Origin of the sequence: Aquitalea denitrificans (assembly GCF_009856625.1) — a bacterium.
Lineage (GTDB): Bacteria > Pseudomonadota > Gammaproteobacteria > Burkholderiales > Chromobacteriaceae > Aquitalea > Aquitalea denitrificans.
The window spans coordinates 1,921,597-1,940,275 of record NZ_CP047241.1 but is presented as its reverse complement, the minus strand read 5'-3'; the positions used below and the strand labels follow the sequence as shown (position 1 = coordinate 1,940,275).

The window sequence follows — 18,679 nt, the reverse complement described above, 5'->3', positions numbered from 1 at the left end:
TCCTTTATTCAATTCCACCCATACACAGGTATTTTATTTCGAGGTAATCCTCTATCCCATAACGGGAACCTTCCCGGCCACTACCGGATTGCTTGATGCCGCCAAAGGGGGCCGCTTCGGTTGAAATCAAGCCGGTATTGATCCCGACCATGCCAACCTCCAGCGCCTCCGCCACCCGCCAGATACGGGCATGGTCACGACTGAACACATAGGCAGCCAGACCGAACTCGCTGGCATTGGCCTGCCGGATGACATCCTGTTCGTCCCGGAAACGGAACACAGGCGCCAGGGGGCCAAAAGTTTCTTCCTGCGCCACCCGCATGTCAGCCTTCACATCGCGCAAGATGGTTGGTTCAAAGAAACTGCCGCCCAGCCGGTGGCGCTGTCCACCTGTCACCAGTTTGGCACCCTGCGCCAGGGCATCGGCAATGTGCGCTTCCACCTTGCCCAGTGCCTTATGATCAATCAGCGGGCCCATTGTCACGCCCGCATCCATGCCATTGCCCACCTGCAAGCTTGCCACGCGCTCCCGCAAGCGAGACACAAAGGCTTCGTAAATACCATCCTGCACATACAGCCGGTTGGCACAGACACAGGTCTGCCCTGCATTGCGGTATTTGGACAGCATGGCACCTTCGACAGCGGCATCCAGATCCGCATCGTCAAACACGATAAATGGCGCATTACCACCCAGCTCCATGCTGACTTTCTTTACCGTATCAGCGCACTGACGCAACAGTAGCCGCCCTACTTCCGTTGAACCGGTAAAGGTCAGCTTGCGTACCAGCGGGTTGCTACTTAACTCACCGCCGATGGCCAGCGGGTCGCCAGTCAGTATATTGATCACGCCCGGAGGAATGCCCGCCTGCTCTGCCAAGCGGGCCAGTGCCAGCGCCGACAAGGGCGTCAGTTCAGCCGGTTTGGCCACCACAGTACAACCAGCGGCCAACGCCGGGGCGATCTTACGTGCCAACATGGCATTTGGGAAGTTCCAGGGCGTGATTGCCGCCACCACCCCCACGGCCTGCTTGATGGTAAGCAAGCGGCGATCGGTACTGGGCGACGGAATCACATCGCCATGAATCCGTTTGGCTTCTTCGGCAAACCACTCGATATAACTGGCACCATAGGCAATCTCGCCACGTGCCTCGGCCAGTGGCTTGCCCATTTCGGCAGTCAGTATCCGTGCCAGTGCGTCCTGATGCTGCAACACCAGATCAAACCAGCGTCGCAAGTACTGTGACCTCTGCTTGGCACTCAAGGCCCGCCAGGCAGGACCAGCCCGCTCGGCGGCCTCAATGGCCTTGCGGGTTTCAGCCACGCCCATGCGCGGAACGCTGGCAATTTGTTCACCAGTGGCGGGGTTGAACACCGCAAAATGTTCTGCAGCATCCACCCACTGGCCATCGATATAGCAACACTGCAATAGCAGCCCGGTCTCATTCAGTTGATCCATGCCTTACCCTTTAGCGGCGGAACTGGTCCGCCACCTTGAATGACGCTGAATGCCATCAGGCAAACACATGCCCATGCTGCGTATCCCACTCCAGTACAGCGGAGGAGCCGATGCACAAGCCCTGGCCATCCCGCACTGCCATGCGCACGGCCAACTCCTGCTCCCAGGGCGTTTGCACGGCAAAATGCATGCTGTCGCCCAGATAAGTCATATCGCGCACGGTAACAGCCAGCCCCTGGGCGGAAGTTGCGTGCGGGCGAATCCGCATTTGCTCCGGACGCACCATCAGCGTGCCCTCGCTACCAGCGGCAAAAGCCCGGGCATCACCCTCCACTGCCTGGCCATTAGGGAAGATGGCGCGCGCGCGGCCTGCACCCATTTGCTCCACCTTGACCGGCAGGAAGTTGGAGTTGCCGATGAAGCCCGCCACAAAGCGTGACGATGGATGTTCGTACAACTCTTCCCCGGTTCCAACCTGCTCGATACGCCCCTGGCTGAACACCGCAATGCGGTCGGACAGGCGCAGCGCCTCCTCCTGGTCGTGCGTCACGTACAGAATGGTGACGCCGGTTTCCTGATGGATGCGTCGCAGTTCAAACTGGATTTCTTCACGTAGTTTCTTGTCCAGTGCCGACAGCGGCTCATCCATCAGCAACAGCGGCGGGTCGTAAGCCAGGGCGCGGGCGATGGCCACGCGCTGCTGTTGGCCACCGGACAGCTGGCCGGGCAGACGGTCGCGATAGTCTGCCAGGTGCACCAGCTCCAGCATTTTTTCCACCTTGGCCTTGATTTCGCTTTCAGGACAGCGGCGCACCCGCAGGGGGAAAGCAACGTTTTCGCCCACGGTCAGATGCGGAAACAAGGTATAGCGCTGAAACACCATGCCGATGTTGCGCTTGTTGGGTGCCACATCCAGCAAGGATTTGCCGTTCAGCAATACCTGGCCTTCGGTCGGTTCCTGGAAGCCGGCAACAATATACAGCGTGGTGCTCTTGCCCGAGCCGGATGGCCCGAGAAAGGTCATGAATTCACCCTGTTTGATGTCCAGGGAAACATGGTCGATGGCGACCACTTGATCGTAGGTTTTGCGCAGGCCACGAATCTGCAGGAAAGGTGTTGTCATTGGCGTGAGCCTTTCTTCAAAAAGGAAGCCAGCAGCATCAGGACTACCGTAAAGGCGACCAGCAAGGTGGATGCAGAGGCAATAACCGGGGTCAGATCCTGGCGCAAGGTGCTCCAGATCAGCACTGGCAGGGTTTGCAAGGTGGGACTGGCCATAAAGATGGACAGCACCACTTCATCCCAGGAAATCAGGAAGGAAAAGATGGCCGCGGCAAACAGACCCAGCCGGATGGCGGGCAGTGTCACCCGCCACTTCACCTCCAGTGGCCCGGCACCACAGATCATGGCAGCGTCTTCCAGTGCGGAATCAAAGCTCTGCAGTGAATTACCGATGGTGATGATGGAAAACGGCAAGGCGATGATCAGGTGGCCAATCACAAAGCCGGTCAAGGTTCCAGTCAGGCCCAGCTTGAGGAAAAAGGCATACAGGGCCACCGCCAACACCACCACTGGCAACACCATGGGGGTCAGGAAAAACGCCTGCAATGCACTCTTGCCGAAGAAGCGGCTGCGTGCCAGACCCAAGGCCGCCAGCAGACCCAGCGTCACCGACAACACCGTGACAATGACGCCAACCTTGGCACTGGTCAGCAGCGCATTCACCCATACCGGGTCCGTCAGCAGCTGCTGATACCACTGCATGGTCCAGCCCGGCGGCGGGAAAACCAGCCACTGCGAATCTCCAAACGACAAGGCAGCAATAAAGACGATAGGCAACAACAAAAACAGCATGACGACGGTGCCAACACCTACCAGCCCCCAGCGCCAGCCGCCCAAACGGTCGTAATCCAGCAACATGTCAGCGCCCTCCCATTCCGCTACGGCCACCACCCAGATAGCGCAGCTGTACCGCATACAAACCCAGGGTTACCACCAGCAGTACAAAAGCAGCCGCACCGGCCAGGCCCCAGTTGAGCAAGGACTGCACCAGTTGGGCGATCAGCTCGGCCAGCATCATGTAGCTGGTGCCGCCCAACAGCGCGGGCGTCACGTAATAGCCCAGCGACATGACAAACACCATCAAGGCCCCGGAGGCAATGCCGGGCAAGGCCAGTGGCAACAGCACCAGGCGCAAGGACTGCCAGCGGCTGGCACCACAGACTGCGGCGGCGCGCAGCGTGGAGGGGTCGATGGCGCGCAGGGTGGCATGCAGGGGCAACACCAGGAAGGGCAGCATGATGTAGGTCATGCCGATGGTGACGCCAATCAGGTTGTTCACCAGTGTCAGCGGCTGGTCAATCACCCCAATGGCCATCAGCACCCGGTTGATCAACCCCGTTTGCTGCAACAGCACCATCCAGGCGTAAGTGCGTGCCAGCAGATTGGTCCACATCGACAGCAGCAGTACCGCGAACATCAACCGCGACCAGCGCTGCGGCAGGATGGCCAGCAACCAGGCCGTGGGGAATCCAAGCAGCAAGGTAATCAGGGTAACGACACCGGCCACCATGAAAGTATTGAAAAACACCCGCACATAGGTTTGTGAACCAAGCAACTCAGCGTAGTTCTGCAAGCCAGGTGTTGGCTCCATGATGCTGCGTAGCAGCAGGGTGATGACCGGAACCAGGAAAAACAGCATCAACAATAACAAGACAGGCAGCATCAATTTGATGCCCCGCGTCTCGGCACTCAGTCGAAACCGACGGCGTGTCGGCACGGCAACCGAACTCACAGCAGTGGACATGACAACTCCTCAAGACAATCGCGACACAGGCCGTGACCCTGCTCTGCGGCAAGGCCACGGCATTTCTGCCTTACTGGGTTTGCCAGGCATACCAGCGTTTGGCAATTTCATCGCGGTGCTCGGCCCAATAGCGCATGTCCAGATTGATCTGGCTGGCGCTGTACTGATCGGGCAGTGTCTTGACCGCAGCCGGGCTCATCTTGGTTTTGGATTGCAGGTTGACCGGGGCATAACCGGTTTCCGTGGCAAATTTCGCTTGCGCCTCGGCACTGGTGGCATAAGCCAGGAACTGCATGGCAGCAGCCTTGTTCTTGCTGCCTTTGGGAATCACCAGCATGTCGGCGGCGGTCAGGTTCTGCTTCCACGACATGCCAACCGGCGCGCCACTGTGCTGCAAGGCATTGATACGGCCATTCCAGAACATGCCGATGCTGGCTTCACCGGAAGCAAGCAATTGCTGTGACTGGGCTCCGCCGGTCCACCACACAATCTGGCGCTTGATGGTGTCCAGCTTTTTGAAGGCGCGGTCGATGTCCAGCGGATACAGCTTGTTGGCCGGTACGCCATCGGCCAGTAAGGCCAGCTCCAGCACGCCCGGGGCCGACCACTTGTACAGCGTACGCTTGCCCGGATAGCGCTTGAGGTCGAACAAGTCACTCCATGATGCAGGGGCTGTGCCCTTTACGGCTTGCTTGTTGTAGCCCAGCACAAAGGAATAATAAAAACTGCCCACCGCGTTGGCAGAGATAAAACGCGGGTCAATCCCCTTCAGCTTGGACTGGTCCAGCGGTTCCAGCAGACCATCCTTGGCGGCGCGATAGGCAAAGTCACCCTCCACGTCCACCACATCCCAGCTGACATTGCCGCTCTCCACCATGGCCTTGAACTTGCCGTAATCGGTGGGGCCATCCATGGCAACGGCAATGCCGCTGGCGGCGCTGAAAGGCTGTGCCCAGTTTTTTTGTTGTGCTTGCTGGGTGGAACCACCCCAGCTGGTGAATACCAGGTTTTCGGCCATGGCAGGTGCGGCAACCAACATGCTGATGGTGGTCAGCAGGGCGACACGGCTACGGATCGGTTTTGCTGCGTTCATGATGTCATCTCCTGTGTAGAAGTCTGTGCTTCTGTTTCTCTTGCGTGGCACTGCCGATTAGCGACCTACTGCAACGGGGAAAAGGCAGCCGCTTTCATGATCTTGCTTTCCATTTCTTCCAACAAAGCCTGGATTTTCGGGGCGAATGCCACCCAGGCTGCATCACCTGCCAACGCGGCACGCCGCGTTTCGCGCTCATCCAGGCTGGGGTAAGCCCAGATATGCACAATCTGGTTCAAGGGGCCGATTTCCGAGTAGAAATAGCCCACCAGCTCACCCAGATACTGTTTTTGCAAGGCAATGCCCTCTTCCTCGACCAGCTTTAGATAAGTCGGCAACGCCCCGGTCTTGATGCGATACGTGCGAATTTCGTAATACATGGCCTGCTCCTCAGCGCATCACGAAGGGGTCGGCAATCGCTTCGTCCGAAGTGCGAATCCACACCGACTTGGTACGGGTGTAATCCAGCACCGACTCCATGCCGCCTTCCCGGCCCAGGCCGCTTTGGCCATAACCACCAAAGGGAACGATGGGAGACACCGCGCGGTAGGTATTCACCCAGACAATGCCGGCACGCAAGGCGCGGGTCAGCCGGTGGCCTCGGCTCAGGTCACGGGTAAATACCCCGGCAGCCAGGCCATACACACTGTCATTGGCCAGGGCGATGGCTTCTGCCTCGGTATCGAAGGTCACCACGCTGAGCACCGGGCCAAACAGCTCCTGGGTAACACTGGGAATCTGCGCATGCGGACAGCACAGAATGGTTGGCTGGTAATAGAAACCAGAATCCCGTCCGGCCGGAACCGCGCCGCCGGTCAATAGCTCGGCACCGGCGGCCAGGCTGGCCGCTACCACCTGCTCGATGTGATCGCGTTGGCGGCGGGTGGCCAGCGGGCCCATTTCGGTGGCACTGTCCTGCGGATCACCAATACGGATGGCCTCGGCCTTGGCCTGTAGCCTGGCCAGCAGGCGGTCTTTGACGCCACGCTGCACCAGCAGCCGCGAACCAGCCACACAGCTTTGGCCGCTGGCGGCAAAAATACCGGCCACAATGGCATTGCTGACGCTATCCACATCGACATCATCAAACACCAGCACCGGGGACTTGCCGCCCAGTTCCAGCGTGGTCATTGCCAGGTTTTCCGCTGAATTACGTACGATGTGACGTGCCGTTTCCGGGCCGCCGGTAAAGGCGATGCGCGCCACCAGCGGGTGACTGGTCAGCACGCGGCCACAGTCCTGGCCGAATCCGGTCAGCACATTCACCACTCCCGGCGGGAAGCCGGCCTGATGAATCAGCCGGGCGAACTCCAGCAAGGGGGCCGGGCCTTCTTCCGAGGCTTTCAGCACCACGGTGCAGCCAGCGGCCAGCGCCGGGCCCAGCTTGACGGCAGACAGAAACAGCTGGGAATTCCACGGCACGATGGCGGCGACGACGCCAATCGGTTCCCGGCGCAAGAAGGCTTCCATATCCGGCTTGTCCGCCGGCAGGCAGGCACCCTGAATCTTGTCAGCCAGGCCAGCGTAGTAACGGTAATACTCGGCTACGTAACCAATCTGGCTGCGTGTCTCGCGGATGATCTTGCCGGTATCCGCGGTTTCCAGCTCGGCCAGCTGGTCGGCATGCTGGGCCACCAGGTCGGCCAGCTTGTACAGCAGCTTGCCACGCTGGCTTGCTGTGAGGCCTGCCCAAGCTGGGTCCAGGAAGGCCCGATGTGCGGCCTTGACTGCCCGGTCTACATCGTCAGCACTGGCTGCGGGCATGCTGGCCCAGGCCGTGCCATTGGCCGGATTGATGCTGTCAAAACGGGTGTCGCCATCTTCAAACACCCCGTCGATATACTGCTGAAACCTGCGCAACATGGTGACGGCTCCTTGCAATCGTCCAATCAGGCAAATGCCGGCATGACCTGGTTGATAAACAGTTCCAGCGACTTGAGCTTGCGTTCGAAATCCATATGGCTGTCTATCCAGAAGCTGTACTGGTCGTAACCCAGGGCCTCATAAGTCTTCAGCCGGGCAATGACTTCATCTGGCGTACCGATCACCAGATTGTTGCGAATCAGCTCTGGCGCATAGTTGGGGAACATGGCCAGGTCTTCATCGTTCAGCGCCTCCATAAAACCCTGATTAATGGGCTTCTCGTTCTTGAACCACTTGCTGAAGCAGCAGTAGAAACGGCGCATGTCGTCAACGCCTGCATCCACTTCGGTAGCGTTTTCGCCGACAAAGGTGTGCATCAGCATCATGATTTGCGGACGCGGCACTTCCGGGTGATTGGCGCAGGCGGCATTGAAGCGCTCCATCAGGCTGGCGACTTCCCCGTCACCAGCGGCCAGCGAAGTCACTTGCACATTGCAGCCTTGCGACACGGCAAAGTCATGGGAATTGGGGTCACGGGCCGCCACCCACAGCGGCGGGTGCGGCTGTTGCAGCGGGCGCGGCACTGGGGTGGTCTTGGGGAAGCTCCAGTATTCGCCTTGATGGGCGTAATCACCGGCGAATAATTGTTGCAGGCAGGGAATCATCTCGCGCAAACGGCCACCGGCACCCCAGGCATCCAGGCCCGGGAACATGCGTTCGTATTCAAAAGAATAAGCACCCCGAGCGATACCCACATCCAGCCGACCATTACTGGCCAGATCGGTCATGCCGATTTCACCGGCCAGCTTGATGGGGTGCCAGAACGGAGCCACCACCGTGCCGGTGCCCAGACGGATCTTGCTGGTTTTGGCGGCCAGATAAGCCAGGTTGACAAAGGGATTAGGGGCGATGGTGAATTCCATGCCATGGTGTTCACCGATCCAGGCGGTTTCGAATCCGCCCTCCTCGGCCACTTTCACCAGGGCTGTCATTTCATCAAACAACGCTTTGTGCGGCTTGGCAGCGTCGTAGCGCTCCATGTGCAGAAACAGCGAAAACTTCATGATGTCACTCTCCTCATTGCTTTCGAATTGAAGCTATTTTTTTACTCTTGCGACCACTCATGCCCGTGCCAGCGACTGGACCGAACCGCTCTGGGCATCACCCATGTAAATCCCGAAGGCGTCTTCGGTGCGCTCGCGCACAAAGCGCTGCAGCATGGCCCGCTCGGCCTCATCAGCCAGTTGCGCCCACGGAATACTGTCCAGTGCCAGCAACTGCACACTACCGGTGGCAGGCAAGGCAGCAGAGATGCGGCCTCGGTAGAACACATTGACGCCAGCCGCGTCGGCTGCATCGTCCTCGTATACCGCAAACAAGAAGTCCAGCTGTGCATCCAGCCCCAGCCCGGCCAGTACACCACGCAGGCTGTTGGCATCGGATGCCGGCTCCAGTCGCGTCCCGCTGGGTAGCATGTAACCCTTATCCGTTTTCAACAGCACCACCCCACCCTGGCACTCCAGGATGGCACCCACCCGGGCACGCGGCCCGGCAGCGGCCAGCGCATCTTGCGACAGGCTGAAAGTAAGGTAGGCACCGCGGCCATAGCCCAGCGGGCTGGCAGTGGTATTGGCAAAATCCAGTACCCGTCCAATCAGAATGATGTGGTCGCCCGCCTCCACCACCTGGTGGGTGGCGCAATCAAACCAGGCAGCCGCGCCATCAATGACAGGGCTGCCAGTCAGGCCCTGATGCCAGGCCACCTGCTCGAATTTGTCTGCTGCCTTGGACGCAAACAGGCTGGAAAGCTGCTTTTGATCTTCCGCCAGAATACTGATGGAAAAATGCGCAGCCGCAGAAAATACCGGGTAACTGGCGGCAGACTTGCCAATGCAAATCAATACCAGTGCAGGGTCCAGCGATACCGAAGTAAACGAGTTGGCGGTAAAACCACGTGGCGTACCATCTTCTTGCCGGGTACTCACTACCGTCACCCCAGTGACAAAGGCACCCAAGGTCTTGCGAAACTCCATTGCATCAATTGCTTGCGACATGATTATTCACTCCTGCGAATGACTGCCGGTTACCCCGCTACGGGTGGTTTCCAGGAAAATGCGCAGCCGCCGGTTGATCCTGTCCGGGGCGGTGACATTCATCATGTGGCGTTCTGCCGCCACGATATCGAGCTGCCCCTGCGGGGCCAGCGCAGCCATGGCACACGACATTTCCGGACTGGAGTTCGGATCGCACTCCCCGGTCATGAACAGTGCCGGCATGGCCAGGGCTGGAAGCGCTGCGGCATGTATGGCATCCGAACTGGCAAACAACTGATAAGTCCGGGCATAGCCTTGCGGATTCACCGTGTTCAGAAAGTGCTTCACCATGCTGGCCGACTGCTGCAGCGCTGCCGGCACCGGATGGCCAAACCAGCGATCCAGTGTCGAATCAACCGTGGCGCTTACCCCGGTATGCGCCAGTGCTGCTGCACGCTGCTGCACCGCCGCGCGTTGCTCCGCCGTCCGCATGAATACCGCATTCAGCGCCACCACCCGCAGCGCCCGTTGCGGGTACGCCAGGGCAAATTCCAGTGCCACCAGCGCGCCCATCGAGTGGCCAACCACATTGGCAGCAGTGATACCCAGATGGTCGAGCAAGCTTGTCAGTTGGTCTGCATAGTCGCGCAGCGTGACATCCGCAGAGGGAAGTGCACTGTCACCATGCCCCAGCATGTCGTAGACAATGACCTGATAGTCCTGGCTGAAAGCGGCAATCTGTGGTGTCCAGATTTCCTTGCCCATCCCGACGCCATGTACCAGTACCAGTGGCTCGCCTGCGCCATGGACAGTGAATGCAGTGCCATCAACCGTTCCAGACATCAGCGGAACCAGCGGGGCATGTTCAGGCTTCATTGCTGCCAAGCTCCTTGAGGTCCAGATAACGATCGCCGATGCGATGATGCGGACGTCCACCGATGGATGCGCCCAGCGCCACCACAATCTCATCGGCAGCTGGCGCATCGTTGATGGCAAACTGGATGGTCAGATAGTGCGAGCGCATGCCCTCATCATCCTTGTGCATCATCGGGATGGAGATGGCGCAATTGGGCCCGCCACGCACATTGGTAAAGCTCAGATAGCTTTTGGCCCCCACTGCCTTGCGATAGAAATTGCCAAAGCGCAGGGTGTGGATCAGCGCCGATGCATGTTCGATTTCGCCACCAGTCCCCACCACCGCGGCCTTGCCATAACCCTCGATCACGGCACCGGAACCGGCCATGCGCAGGATTTCGGCAGTCAGCAATTCTCCCAGCACCGGTGCAATGGCATGAATCTCCGGCTTTAAATCCTCGACAAAACCACGCCCATACCAAGGGTTTTTCAGGACTACCGCTGCCGCAAACATCTTCAAGGGCTGGGCGGCGGCCTTCCCTCCTTCAACCCGCGTTTCCTCAACATAAGTCACCACCTTGCGAATACCGGCATCCATCTTTCTGTCTCCTTTGGTCTGGCTGCGATGGCCATCAGTCAATATGTTGGTATTACGGTATACCAAAGAAAATTTGGTCGCAAGACTTTTGTATGTTGGTATACCATCAGACGGGCAGAAATGACACAAGGACATCAGCGCAGTGCCTTTCACCATCATCAACCACAAAAGGAGCAACAAATGAGCAAGGAAGCTTTTGAAAAGGGCCTGCGCATCCGCAAGGCCGTACTGGGTGAGGACTACGTCAATCAGGCACTGAGCAATGCCGATGAACTAAGCATGCCACTACAGCAACTGGTGACGGAATACTGCTGGGGCACGGTGTGGGCAAGGGAAGGATTACCGCGCAAGACACGCAGCCTGATCAACCTGGGCATGATTGCCGCACTGAACCGCCCCCACGAACTGAAACTGCATGTGCGTGGGGCACTCAACAATGGTTGCAGCAAGGAAGAAGTCGTGGAGGCGATCCTGCAGATTGCCATCTACTGCGGCGTGCCTGCCGCCGTGGATGCCATGCGGATTGCGCGGGAAGTATTTGCCGAAACAGGCAGCAGCCACACACCCGCCACCCAGGCTTAGGTCTCAACGCACGGACGAATCCGGTGCACCAGCAATCATTGAGAAGGGCTTTGCACGCCAAAACCCGCTCGCAGCGCGCTGCGTGGAAGTGGCGTTGGAAAAATAAGCAGCCAAACGGGGCGGCAGGCAACAAGACTGCTGCCGCCACCGGTCAACACGCGCAGGGCCTTTGCCAGGCAAAGGCCCTGTTTTCACAGCGACCCGCTGTAGGCTTCTTCACCATGCAGGGACTGATCCAGACCGGTCTCCTGCGTATGCTCGTCAATCAACACCGGCGTCATCTTGTTGATCAGCCACAGCATGCCGTAGGTAAAGCCAAAGGCCCACAAACCGGAAACCACCGCGGCAACCACCTGCTTCCACAGGAAATCCGGATTACCCATCAGCAAGCCGTCAACACCAGCCGGGTTCCAGGCCTTGCTGGCAAAAACACCCAGCAGCAATGTCCCCAGCAAGCCGCCCACACCGTGCACGCCCCACACGTCCAGCGCATCGTCCCAGCCCAAACGGTTTTTCAGCTGCACCGCGTAGTAACACACCACGGCGGCAATCACACCGATTACCGCAGCCGTACCCAGCGACACATAACCGGCCGCCGGCGTAATGGTGGCGAGGCCGGCTACCGCACCCGTCAGCAAACCGATGAACTTGGGTTGACGAGCATGTGACCACTCCAGGAAAAACCAGGCTGTACCGGCAAACGATGCGGCAACGTCGGTATTGAGAAAGGCCGATGCGGTGATGTAATCCACCCGCAGTTCGGACCCGGCATTGAAGCCATACCAGCCAAACCACAGCAAGCCGGTACCCAGTGCGATCAGGGGCACATTATGTGGCTTGTTCTCCACCACCGAGCGACGCCCCACATACAGCACCGAAGCCAGCGCGGCAAAACCGGCGGTATTGTGCACCACGATGCCACCGGCAAAATCCAGCACGCCCCACTTGGCCAGCAGGCCGTCCGGGCTCCAGATCATGTGGACAAAGGGAAAGTAAACCAGCACCAGCCAGCCGGTGAGAAACAGGAAATACGCTTTCACCGTTACCCGGTTGGCAAACGCACCGGTAATCAGCGCCGGGGTGATGATGGCAAACATCATCTGGTAAGCCACATGCACGATCAGCGGAATACCTGCGTCATTGCCGGTGTACATGGTATTGAGGGTAACGCCATGCATGAAGGCGTAGTAAGTGGGGTCGCCGACAATGCCATGCCAGCTTGGTCCGAAACACATGGAATACCCGAAGGCAAACCACAGCACCGTGGTCCAGCCCAGCGACATGAAGCTCTGGGCCATGATGGTCAGCACATTCTTGCGGCCTACCAGGCCACCGTAAAAGAAAGCCAGCCCGGGTGTCATCAGCATCACCAGGCTGGCACACAGCAGCATGAAGCCGGTGTTGCCCACATTAAGTGGCGGGATTGGAGCAGTCATCGTACACATCCTTATCCATAAATAATTAATTACTAATATTTGTGGATCGAATGCTGCGCCCAGGCGCGATAGCCCTGTTTGCTCCAGATCAAAAGAATGTGCAGGGACAGCAAGGATGGCAGCTGGCCATCAATTGCGTGGCCTGTGGCCTGTTGTCTTTGGCATTACAGCACCCGTACGGGGAGCTTGCCCTGCCCTCTGTCGTCAACAAAGCAGCCGATAGATGGCAGCACAGGCCACCCTCCGGCCAAAGGTGACCGCTTAATCTTTTGCGGCACCTTGTTTTTTTGGCAGTTCCGGGTTCATGAAATCCCACTCTGCTGCGCTTGCCACATGGAAATCCAACATTGGCCGGTATCGGGATGTTTCATTCAAGGTCCCGGCCTTGATACCCAGCACATCGGGAAGATGGCTGAATCTGGCAAACAGCTGGGAGCCACAATTGGGGCAAAAGCCACGGCTATGCGCATTTCCGCTATCCGATGTGGAAACAAAAAAACGGGGCTCGCCGTGGATCACCACCTTGCTTGCCGGGAAAATCATCGCTGGAACATAGGCACTGCCAGATGTGCGCTGGCAATCCTTGCAGTGGCAATTACCGGCAAACAGCGGATCAACATCCACCGCGTAACTGATTTGGCCACACAGACACTGCCCTGTGTATTTGGAACTCATATGCGACTCCATGCAGATGGGGGTGGTGCACCAGCTGGATGCTGACATCAGCTTTTGGCTGCGGGCTGACATTCTAACACGATGTCATTTTCATCATCACACCGCGCAGCCTGTCAGGCTTCAAGCATGCACCTGTGCGCGGCCGGAGAATATTTCGGGAAAATCAGGAGAAAGCAGGCCGCGCAAAAGAAAATGCCCGGTATTCTCCGGGCATTTTTAGTTAAAAGTAGATTAATTTTTTGAGGTAATTTACAGAAAATCGCCTAGTCATTGAAATGTATATATTCTTCGCATATTGGCAATGCTTTATTGGGCTTGTAAGTCTTTTTTAAATTGTCAAAACTAAATACTATACGGAAAGTACATTCAGGATCTTCTTGTCTAGGAGGGAAACTGGTGGCATGCGTTTGAAAAATTAACTTTGGAAAACCGGAAGCTATTTTTTTATCTAACTGAATTTTGCTAGTAAGCTCGTACTCATCGTGGCAGGCACCGCGACGTTGCTTGTAATCCCACTCTGAAAAACAGGCCCGTATCATGGCGCTGCCACGCATAGGCAACACCAAAGCTTCTCTAATACCTAATCCATTGCTTGTTGGGTATAGGTGAAACAAGTGTAATTTGGTGGAAGTTGCGCCACCACCCGAGTACATTGTTTTATAGTTTTCCTCAACACCAATCATCAGGCCTTGCATGGCATCGGCCATTTGCAGTGAATTTGGCCAAATAGAAAGATCTAAATAATCTCGATCATATTTAAGTTTACTCAATTCAAAGCTGGTATTAGATTCTTGACCATACACTCGGGTAATTTTAAGCGTTGGCGTATCCTGATCCTCACTGCCGTTCAATTCAAAGCAAAAATCTCTTTCATTCGTACATCCTTGAACTGATGTTTTATTTGAGCCAGGCAAATCCAGGCTCATAGTTTTTACTTGAATCAAGCTCATTTTTCTTATTTCATTTCCAGCTTTATCAATATTCGATGTTGGATTTTCTGCCAACGCCTGCTGCGAGAAAAATAATTTCACAAGCACGATTGGCATTGCAATATAAATATTTTCCATTTCCATTTCCATTTCCATTTCCATTCCCTCCCGCTAATGAATATTCATTGTGGCATCTAGAATTAGATATCAACAGCTATTGGTATTTTTTGTAAATCTGATTTTATTTGAATTTGTATTTCATTGGTATTGAGTAATCACAACCAGGCCCAAAGCATGTCCTGATTAAATCGAATGGCACGGATGAATATTCTTCTATCGTGCGCACTTTTTCCTTTTTGATATTTAACCTCAATTATATCCGTCAAATTTCCACCCTCATCGCCGTCCTGGGGAGTGTATGATGTTTCTCTAAGCTTTTTGGCGGACAGACATCAAAAGCGAACAAGACCCTGTACGCAATAGCAGGGCACAGCTGGAGAGGCTCCATTTTTGTGTGGTGCCGGTGGTTTCAAACATCCTCAAGCCCCCGCAGCTTATCGAATCCAGGATTGAGCTGCTTCCACGCGGCGGACGGGAAAGGGATCTTTGCCTGGCCAAAGATCCATTTCATCTCTCTCAGGTCTTGCGGCAAGCCCGGTAGCCATACACTCATAACATGACCTTTGCATGTTAAATGGCGTAATCTGCTGCCCATTGTCCTTTTCTGTGAAGCGAGGCGTCGTCATGGATGACATTTCACCCTCCGACCTTAAAACCATTCTGCACTCCAAGCGGGCACATCTCTATTACCTGGAACACTGCCGCGTGCTGGTCAACGGTGGCCGGGTGGAGTACGTAACGGATCAGGGCAAGCAGTCGCTTTACTGGAACATCCCCATCGCCAACACCACTACCCTGCTGCTGGGCACCGGCACTTCCATCACCCAGGCCGCCATGCGCGAACTGACCAAGGCAGGCGTGATGGTTGGCTTTTGTGGTGGTGGCGGCACGCCGCTGTTTACTGCGGGCGAGCGCGAACTGGATATCGCCTGGCAATCTCCCCAATCCGAATACCGGCCAACCGAATACTTGCAATACTGGGTGGGATTCTGGTTTGACGAGTCCAAACGGCTGGCCGCGGCCAAACAGTTGCAACTGGCCAGGCTGGAACGCATCCGCGCACAATGGTCGGATAACCGCCAATTACGTGAAGCCGGTTTCGTCATTGATGAAACCCGCCTGAGCGAAGCGCTGCAGGCCTCGGCGCATGCCATCACCCATGCCGTGGACCACACCGTCCTGCTCACCGAAGAAGCCCGCCTTTCCAAACTGCTGTTTCGCCTGGCAGCCCAAGCCAGCCACTACGGCGAATTCACCCGTGCCAAACGTGGCAGCGGCAGCGACCCGGCCAACCGTTTTCTGGACCATGGCAATTACCTCGCCTATGGCCTGGGCGCCACCGCCACCTGGGTGCTGGGCTTGCCGCATGGCCTGGCCATCCTGCATGGCAAAACGCGTCGAGGTGGCTTGGTGTTTGATGCAGCCGACCTGGTCAAGGACGCCATCATCCTGCCGCAAGCCTTTGTCAGCGCCATGCGTGGCGACGACGAACAAAGCTTTCGCCAATGCTGTATCGAACAGCTACTACGCAGCGAAGCACTGGATTTCATGATTGATCAACTGAAAACCATTGCCGAAACACAAGGCCGGGCCAGCGCATGAATATCCTGCTGATTTCCCAATGCGACAAACGCGCGCTGACTGAAACACGCCGTATTCTGGACCAGTTTGCCGAACGCAAGGGCGACCGCAGCTGGCAAACCCCCATCACCCAGGCCGGGCTGGAAACCTTGCACCGCCTGCTACGCAAAACAGCGCGCAAGAATACTGCCGTGGCCTGCCATTGGCTGCGCGGCCGGGACCACGCAGAACTGCTGTGGATCGTCGGCGATGCCCGTCGCTTCAATGCGCAAGGTGCCACCCCCACCAACACCACGCAGCGTAATGTGCTGAGGGCACAAGACGAAAATGATTGGTTGAGCGGCGAGGATATCCGGCTGATGGCCGGCCTGGCCGCCTTGTTTCACGACCTGGGCAAAGCCTGTCAGGCATTCCAGCAGCGGCTGCGCAGTGACAAGCCTCAACCCGCCAACCTCTACCGGCATGAATGGGTATCCTTGCGCCTGCTACAGGGCTTTGTCGGCAGCGACGACGACGCTGGCTGGCTGACACGCCTGCAAGATCCCTCACAGATGACCACCGCCGTCTGGGAAAGCTGCTTGCAACAAGCCAGTTTGCGCGATGGCATGGATCCGGGCGCAGCAGACAAGCAGCCGTTTCAGCCGGGGGCATTGCCACCGCTGGCCGCCGCCATCGCCTGGCTGGTGCTCAGCCACCACCGCCTGCCGCTGACTAATACTGAGCCCATCACCGCCAATCAACTTGGCACCGGCCTGCAGGCACTCGATCACAACTGGAATCAGCCTTGCGACCCGGTCAGCAAAACCGAAGCCACGCCGTATTGGCAGTTTCCCCATGGCCTGCCCTGCAACGACAGCACATGGTGTGCACGGGTGGCCAAACTGGCCGGGCAGCTCGCCGCCAGACCAAGCGGCACCATCTGGCTGGACGAGGTGTACCCGCTGCATCTGGCACGCCTCAGCCTGATGCTGGCCGACCACCATTTTTCCAGCCAAACCGTCAAGCAAAGCTGGCAGAGCGCACAGGAAAAAAAGATTGCCTTTGCCAACACCCTGCGCCGCGACCCTGCCTTGCCAGCCGGGACGGGCCGCCGCTTCAACCAAACCCTGCCGGAACACCTGACCGGCGTTGCCCGCCATGCCTTGCATGCCGCTACGGCCTTGCCTGATGTCGCCCGCGCCCTGCCAGCACTGGGTCGCTGCCGGGCTTTGCAAAAGCGCAGCACCGACCCACGCTTTAGCTGGCAGAACAAGGCCCATGACATGGCCAGCAGCCTGCGCCAGCGTGCCGCCAGCCAAGGGGCTTTCATCGTGAACCTGGCGTCCACCGGCTGCGGCAAAACCCTGGGCAATGCCCGCATCATGCATGCACTGGCTAATCCGGATACCGGCATGCGCTGCGCCTTTGCCCTTGGCCTGCGCACCCTCACCCTGCAAACCGGCCAGGCCTTTCGCGAGCGGCTGCAACTGAGCACAGAGCAACTGGCTATCCGCGTTGGCGGCAGCGCCAGCCGGGAATTGTTTCAACTGCAAGCGCAGGAAGCGGAAGCCAATGGCTCAGCCTCAGCCCAAGCCCTGATGGACGAAGAAAATCCGGTGCTGTTTGATGGCCAGCCCAATCACCCCTTGCTACAACAGCTCAGTCACGATCCGCAATTCAACGCCCTGCTGGCCGCCCCGGTACTGGTGTGCACCATCGACCACCTCACCCCGGCCACCGAAGCCACGCGTGGCGGGCGACAAATCGCCCCCATGCTGCGGCTGATGAGTTCCGATCTGGTGCTGGACGAACCGGATGACTTTTCGGTGGAAGACCTGCCCGCCCTCACCCGGCTGGTTTACTGGGCGGGCTTGCTGGGCAGCCGGGTGCTGCTATCTTCCGCCACCCTGCCCCCGGCACTGGTGCAGTGCCTGTTTGATGCCTATCAGGCCGGACGCCATCAATTTCAACGTCACCGTGGCATGCCGGGCCAGGCGCTCAATATTTGCTGCCTGTGGGTGGATGAGCAAAACTGCCATGCGGCAGACTGCCCGGACAACACCAGTTTTGCTGCCAGCCATCAGCAGTTTGCCGCCAACCGTGCCCACTGGCTGGCTGGCCAGGCGGTACGCCGCAATGCGGAGTTGCTTGCCCTCAGTGGCATTCCGCGTCAACACAGCGAGATGTTTGAGCCACTGGCCCACCTGCTACGCCAGCAATCCATACAGCTACATACGCACAACCACGACACCGACCCTGCTAGCGGCAAACGGGTCAGTATCGGGCTGATCCGCCTGGCTAATATCAGCAATATTTATCCGCTGGCCCAAGCACTGTACGCGCAAGACGCACAGGATGGCGTGCAGCTTCATCTTTGCGTTTACCACGCGCAATACCCATTGCTGCTGCGCTCTGCCATAGAACAGCAGCTGGACGCCGCCCTCACCCGGCACAACCCGCAAGCACTGTTCACGCTGCCGGACATCCGCCACCGGCTGGATGGCAGCAGCGCTGCCGACCACATATTCATCGTGCTGTCCTCCCCAGTCAGCGAAGTGGGCCGCGACCACTGCTACAACTGGGCGATTGCCGAACCTTCCTCCATGCGCTCGCTCATCCAGCTGGCAGGCCGGGTGCGCCGCCACTAGCCACAGCCATGGAGCGTACGCAATC

17 protein-coding genes are annotated in these 18,679 nt (G+C 57.8%); 3 read left to right on the top strand and 14 right to left on the bottom strand.

The genetic code is table 11. The features are described from left to right. Nucleotides 1-4 precede the first annotated feature (4 nt). The 11 genes from GSR16_RS08765 to GSR16_RS08715 all read right to left on the bottom strand — a co-directional run bounded on the left by GSR16_RS08765 (nucleotide 5) and on the right by GSR16_RS08715 (nucleotide 10,704). A complete protein-coding gene (locus tag GSR16_RS08765) occupies nucleotides 5-1,456 on the bottom strand; it encodes an NAD-dependent succinate-semialdehyde dehydrogenase (protein ID WP_159876478.1) in 1,452 nt (483 codons plus the stop codon). A gap of 55 nt (nucleotides 1,457-1,511) precedes the next feature. Then, complete coding sequence (locus GSR16_RS08760) at nucleotides 1,512-2,579, bottom strand: ABC transporter ATP-binding protein (RefSeq protein WP_159876476.1); 1,068 nt, start codon at nucleotides 2,577-2,579, stop codon at nucleotides 1,512-1,514. After that, complete coding sequence (locus GSR16_RS08755; RefSeq protein ID WP_159876474.1) at nucleotides 2,576-3,376, bottom strand: ABC transporter permease; 801 nt, start codon at nucleotides 3,374-3,376, stop codon at nucleotides 2,576-2,578. Before GSR16_RS08755 ends, GSR16_RS08760 begins: the two co-directional genes overlap by 4 nt. A 1-nt stretch (nucleotide 3,377) precedes the next feature. Further along, nucleotides 3,378-4,262: an ABC transporter permease gene (locus GSR16_RS08750; protein WP_159876472.1), complete on the bottom strand. Its 885-nt coding sequence runs from the start codon at nucleotides 4,260-4,262 to the stop codon at nucleotides 3,378-3,380. Nucleotides 4,263-4,332: 70 nt separating this feature from the next. Continuing rightward, a complete protein-coding gene (locus GSR16_RS08745) occupies nucleotides 4,333-5,355 on the bottom strand; it encodes an ABC transporter substrate-binding protein (RefSeq protein ID WP_159876471.1) in 1,023 nt (340 codons plus the stop codon). 65 nt (nucleotides 5,356-5,420) lie between these two features. Then, complete coding sequence (locus GSR16_RS08740) at nucleotides 5,421-5,735, bottom strand: NIPSNAP family protein (RefSeq protein WP_159876469.1); 315 nt, start codon at nucleotides 5,733-5,735, stop codon at nucleotides 5,421-5,423. 10 nt (nucleotides 5,736-5,745) lie between these two features. Then, entirely contained in the window at nucleotides 5,746-7,218 is a 1,473-nt protein-coding gene (locus GSR16_RS08735; RefSeq protein ID WP_159876467.1) for an aldehyde dehydrogenase, read from the bottom strand. 26 nt (nucleotides 7,219-7,244) lie between these two features. After that, nucleotides 7,245-8,282 (bottom strand): LLM class flavin-dependent oxidoreductase, encoded by a 1,038-nt coding sequence (locus GSR16_RS08730; protein WP_159876465.1) that lies wholly within the window; start codon nucleotides 8,280-8,282, stop codon nucleotides 7,245-7,247. Nucleotides 8,283-8,339: 57 nt separating this feature from the next. Next, entirely contained in the window at nucleotides 8,340-9,272 is a 933-nt protein-coding gene (locus GSR16_RS08725; RefSeq protein ID WP_159876463.1) for a flavin reductase, read from the bottom strand. Nucleotides 9,273-9,278: 6 nt separating this feature from the next. Then, a complete protein-coding gene (locus GSR16_RS08720; RefSeq protein WP_159876461.1) occupies nucleotides 9,279-10,127 on the bottom strand; it encodes an alpha/beta fold hydrolase in 849 nt (282 codons plus the stop codon). Next, a complete protein-coding gene (locus tag GSR16_RS08715) occupies nucleotides 10,117-10,704 on the bottom strand; it encodes an amino acid synthesis family protein (protein ID WP_159876459.1) in 588 nt (195 codons plus the stop codon). The genes GSR16_RS08720 and GSR16_RS08715 overlap by 11 nt, the downstream gene beginning before the upstream one ends. A 180-nt stretch (nucleotides 10,705-10,884) precedes the next feature. Here GSR16_RS08715 and GSR16_RS08710 point away from each other — a divergent pair, with 180 nt between their 5' ends. Next, entirely contained in the window at nucleotides 10,885-11,286 is a 402-nt protein-coding gene (locus GSR16_RS08710) for a carboxymuconolactone decarboxylase family protein (RefSeq protein WP_159876457.1), read from the top strand. A 191-nt stretch (nucleotides 11,287-11,477) separates the two neighbouring features. Here GSR16_RS08710 and GSR16_RS08705 read toward each other — a convergent pair whose 3' ends face one another. From GSR16_RS08705 to GSR16_RS08695, 3 genes are all read right to left on the bottom strand, one after another. Next, a complete protein-coding gene (locus GSR16_RS08705) occupies nucleotides 11,478-12,722 on the bottom strand; it encodes an ammonium transporter (RefSeq protein ID WP_167522556.1) in 1,245 nt (414 codons plus the stop codon). A gap of 261 nt (nucleotides 12,723-12,983) precedes the next feature. Beyond that, on the bottom strand, nucleotides 12,984-13,346 hold the full coding sequence (locus GSR16_RS08700) for a GFA family protein (RefSeq protein WP_240902636.1): 363 nt from the start codon (nucleotides 13,344-13,346) through the stop codon (nucleotides 12,984-12,986). 314 nt (nucleotides 13,347-13,660) lie between these two features. After that, the gene (locus tag GSR16_RS08695; RefSeq protein ID WP_159876455.1) at nucleotides 13,661-14,476 is read right to left on the bottom strand and encodes a hypothetical protein; all 816 of its coding nucleotides are present in this window, start codon (nucleotides 14,474-14,476) and stop codon (nucleotides 13,661-13,663) included. A 594-nt stretch (nucleotides 14,477-15,070) separates the two neighbouring features. On the opposite strand from GSR16_RS08695, the gene cas1f reads away from it, so the two are divergent. Both cas1f and cas3f read left to right on the top strand, forming a co-directional pair. After that, nucleotides 15,071-16,048 (top strand): type I-F CRISPR-associated endonuclease Cas1f, encoded by a 978-nt coding sequence (gene cas1f, locus GSR16_RS08690; RefSeq protein ID WP_159876453.1) that lies wholly within the window; start codon nucleotides 15,071-15,073, stop codon nucleotides 16,046-16,048. After that, complete coding sequence (gene cas3f / locus GSR16_RS08685; RefSeq protein ID WP_205677529.1) at nucleotides 16,045-18,654, top strand: type I-F CRISPR-associated helicase Cas3f; 2,610 nt, start codon at nucleotides 16,045-16,047, stop codon at nucleotides 18,652-18,654. The genes cas1f and cas3f overlap by 4 nt, the downstream gene beginning before the upstream one ends. The last annotated feature ends 25 nt before the right edge of the window (nucleotides 18,655-18,679 follow it).

Coding starts and splice junctions, on each gene's coding strand:
- cas3f (WP_205677529.1), top strand. CDS start 16,045: ATGAATATCCTGCTGATTTCCCAATGCGACAAACGCGCGCTGACTGAA.
- GSR16_RS08705 (WP_167522556.1), bottom strand. CDS start 12,722: ATGACTGCTCCAATCCCGCCACTTAATGTGGGCAACACCGGCTTCATG.
- GSR16_RS08695 (WP_159876455.1), bottom strand. CDS start 14,476: ATGGAAATGGAAATGGAAAATATTTATATTGCAATGCCAATCGTGCTT.
- GSR16_RS08715 (WP_159876459.1), bottom strand. CDS start 10,704: ATGGATGCCGGTATTCGCAAGGTGGTGACTTATGTTGAGGAAACGCGG.
- GSR16_RS08750 (WP_159876472.1), bottom strand. CDS start 4,262: ATGTCCACTGCTGTGAGTTCGGTTGCCGTGCCGACACGCCGTCGGTTT.
- GSR16_RS08735 (WP_159876467.1), bottom strand. CDS start 7,218: ATGTTGCGCAGGTTTCAGCAGTATATCGACGGGGTGTTTGAAGATGGC.
- GSR16_RS08765 (WP_159876478.1), bottom strand. CDS start 1,456: ATGGATCAACTGAATGAGACCGGGCTGCTATTGCAGTGTTGCTATATC.
- GSR16_RS08760 (WP_159876476.1), bottom strand. CDS start 2,579: ATGACAACACCTTTCCTGCAGATTCGTGGCCTGCGCAAAACCTACGAT.
- GSR16_RS08755 (WP_159876474.1), bottom strand. CDS start 3,376: ATGTTGCTGGATTACGACCGTTTGGGCGGCTGGCGCTGGGGGCTGGTA.
- GSR16_RS08725 (WP_159876463.1), bottom strand. CDS start 9,272: ATGTCGCAAGCAATTGATGCAATGGAGTTTCGCAAGACCTTGGGTGCC.
- GSR16_RS08730 (WP_159876465.1), bottom strand. CDS start 8,282: ATGAAGTTTTCGCTGTTTCTGCACATGGAGCGCTACGACGCTGCCAAG.
- GSR16_RS08740 (WP_159876469.1), bottom strand. CDS start 5,735: ATGTATTACGAAATTCGCACGTATCGCATCAAGACCGGGGCGTTGCCG.
- GSR16_RS08745 (WP_159876471.1), bottom strand. CDS start 5,355: ATGAACGCAGCAAAACCGATCCGTAGCCGTGTCGCCCTGCTGACCACC.
- GSR16_RS08710 (WP_159876457.1), top strand. CDS start 10,885: ATGAGCAAGGAAGCTTTTGAAAAGGGCCTGCGCATCCGCAAGGCCGTA.
- cas1f (WP_159876453.1), top strand. CDS start 15,071: ATGGATGACATTTCACCCTCCGACCTTAAAACCATTCTGCACTCCAAG.
- GSR16_RS08720 (WP_159876461.1), bottom strand. CDS start 10,127: ATGAAGCCTGAACATGCCCCGCTGGTTCCGCTGATGTCTGGAACGGTT.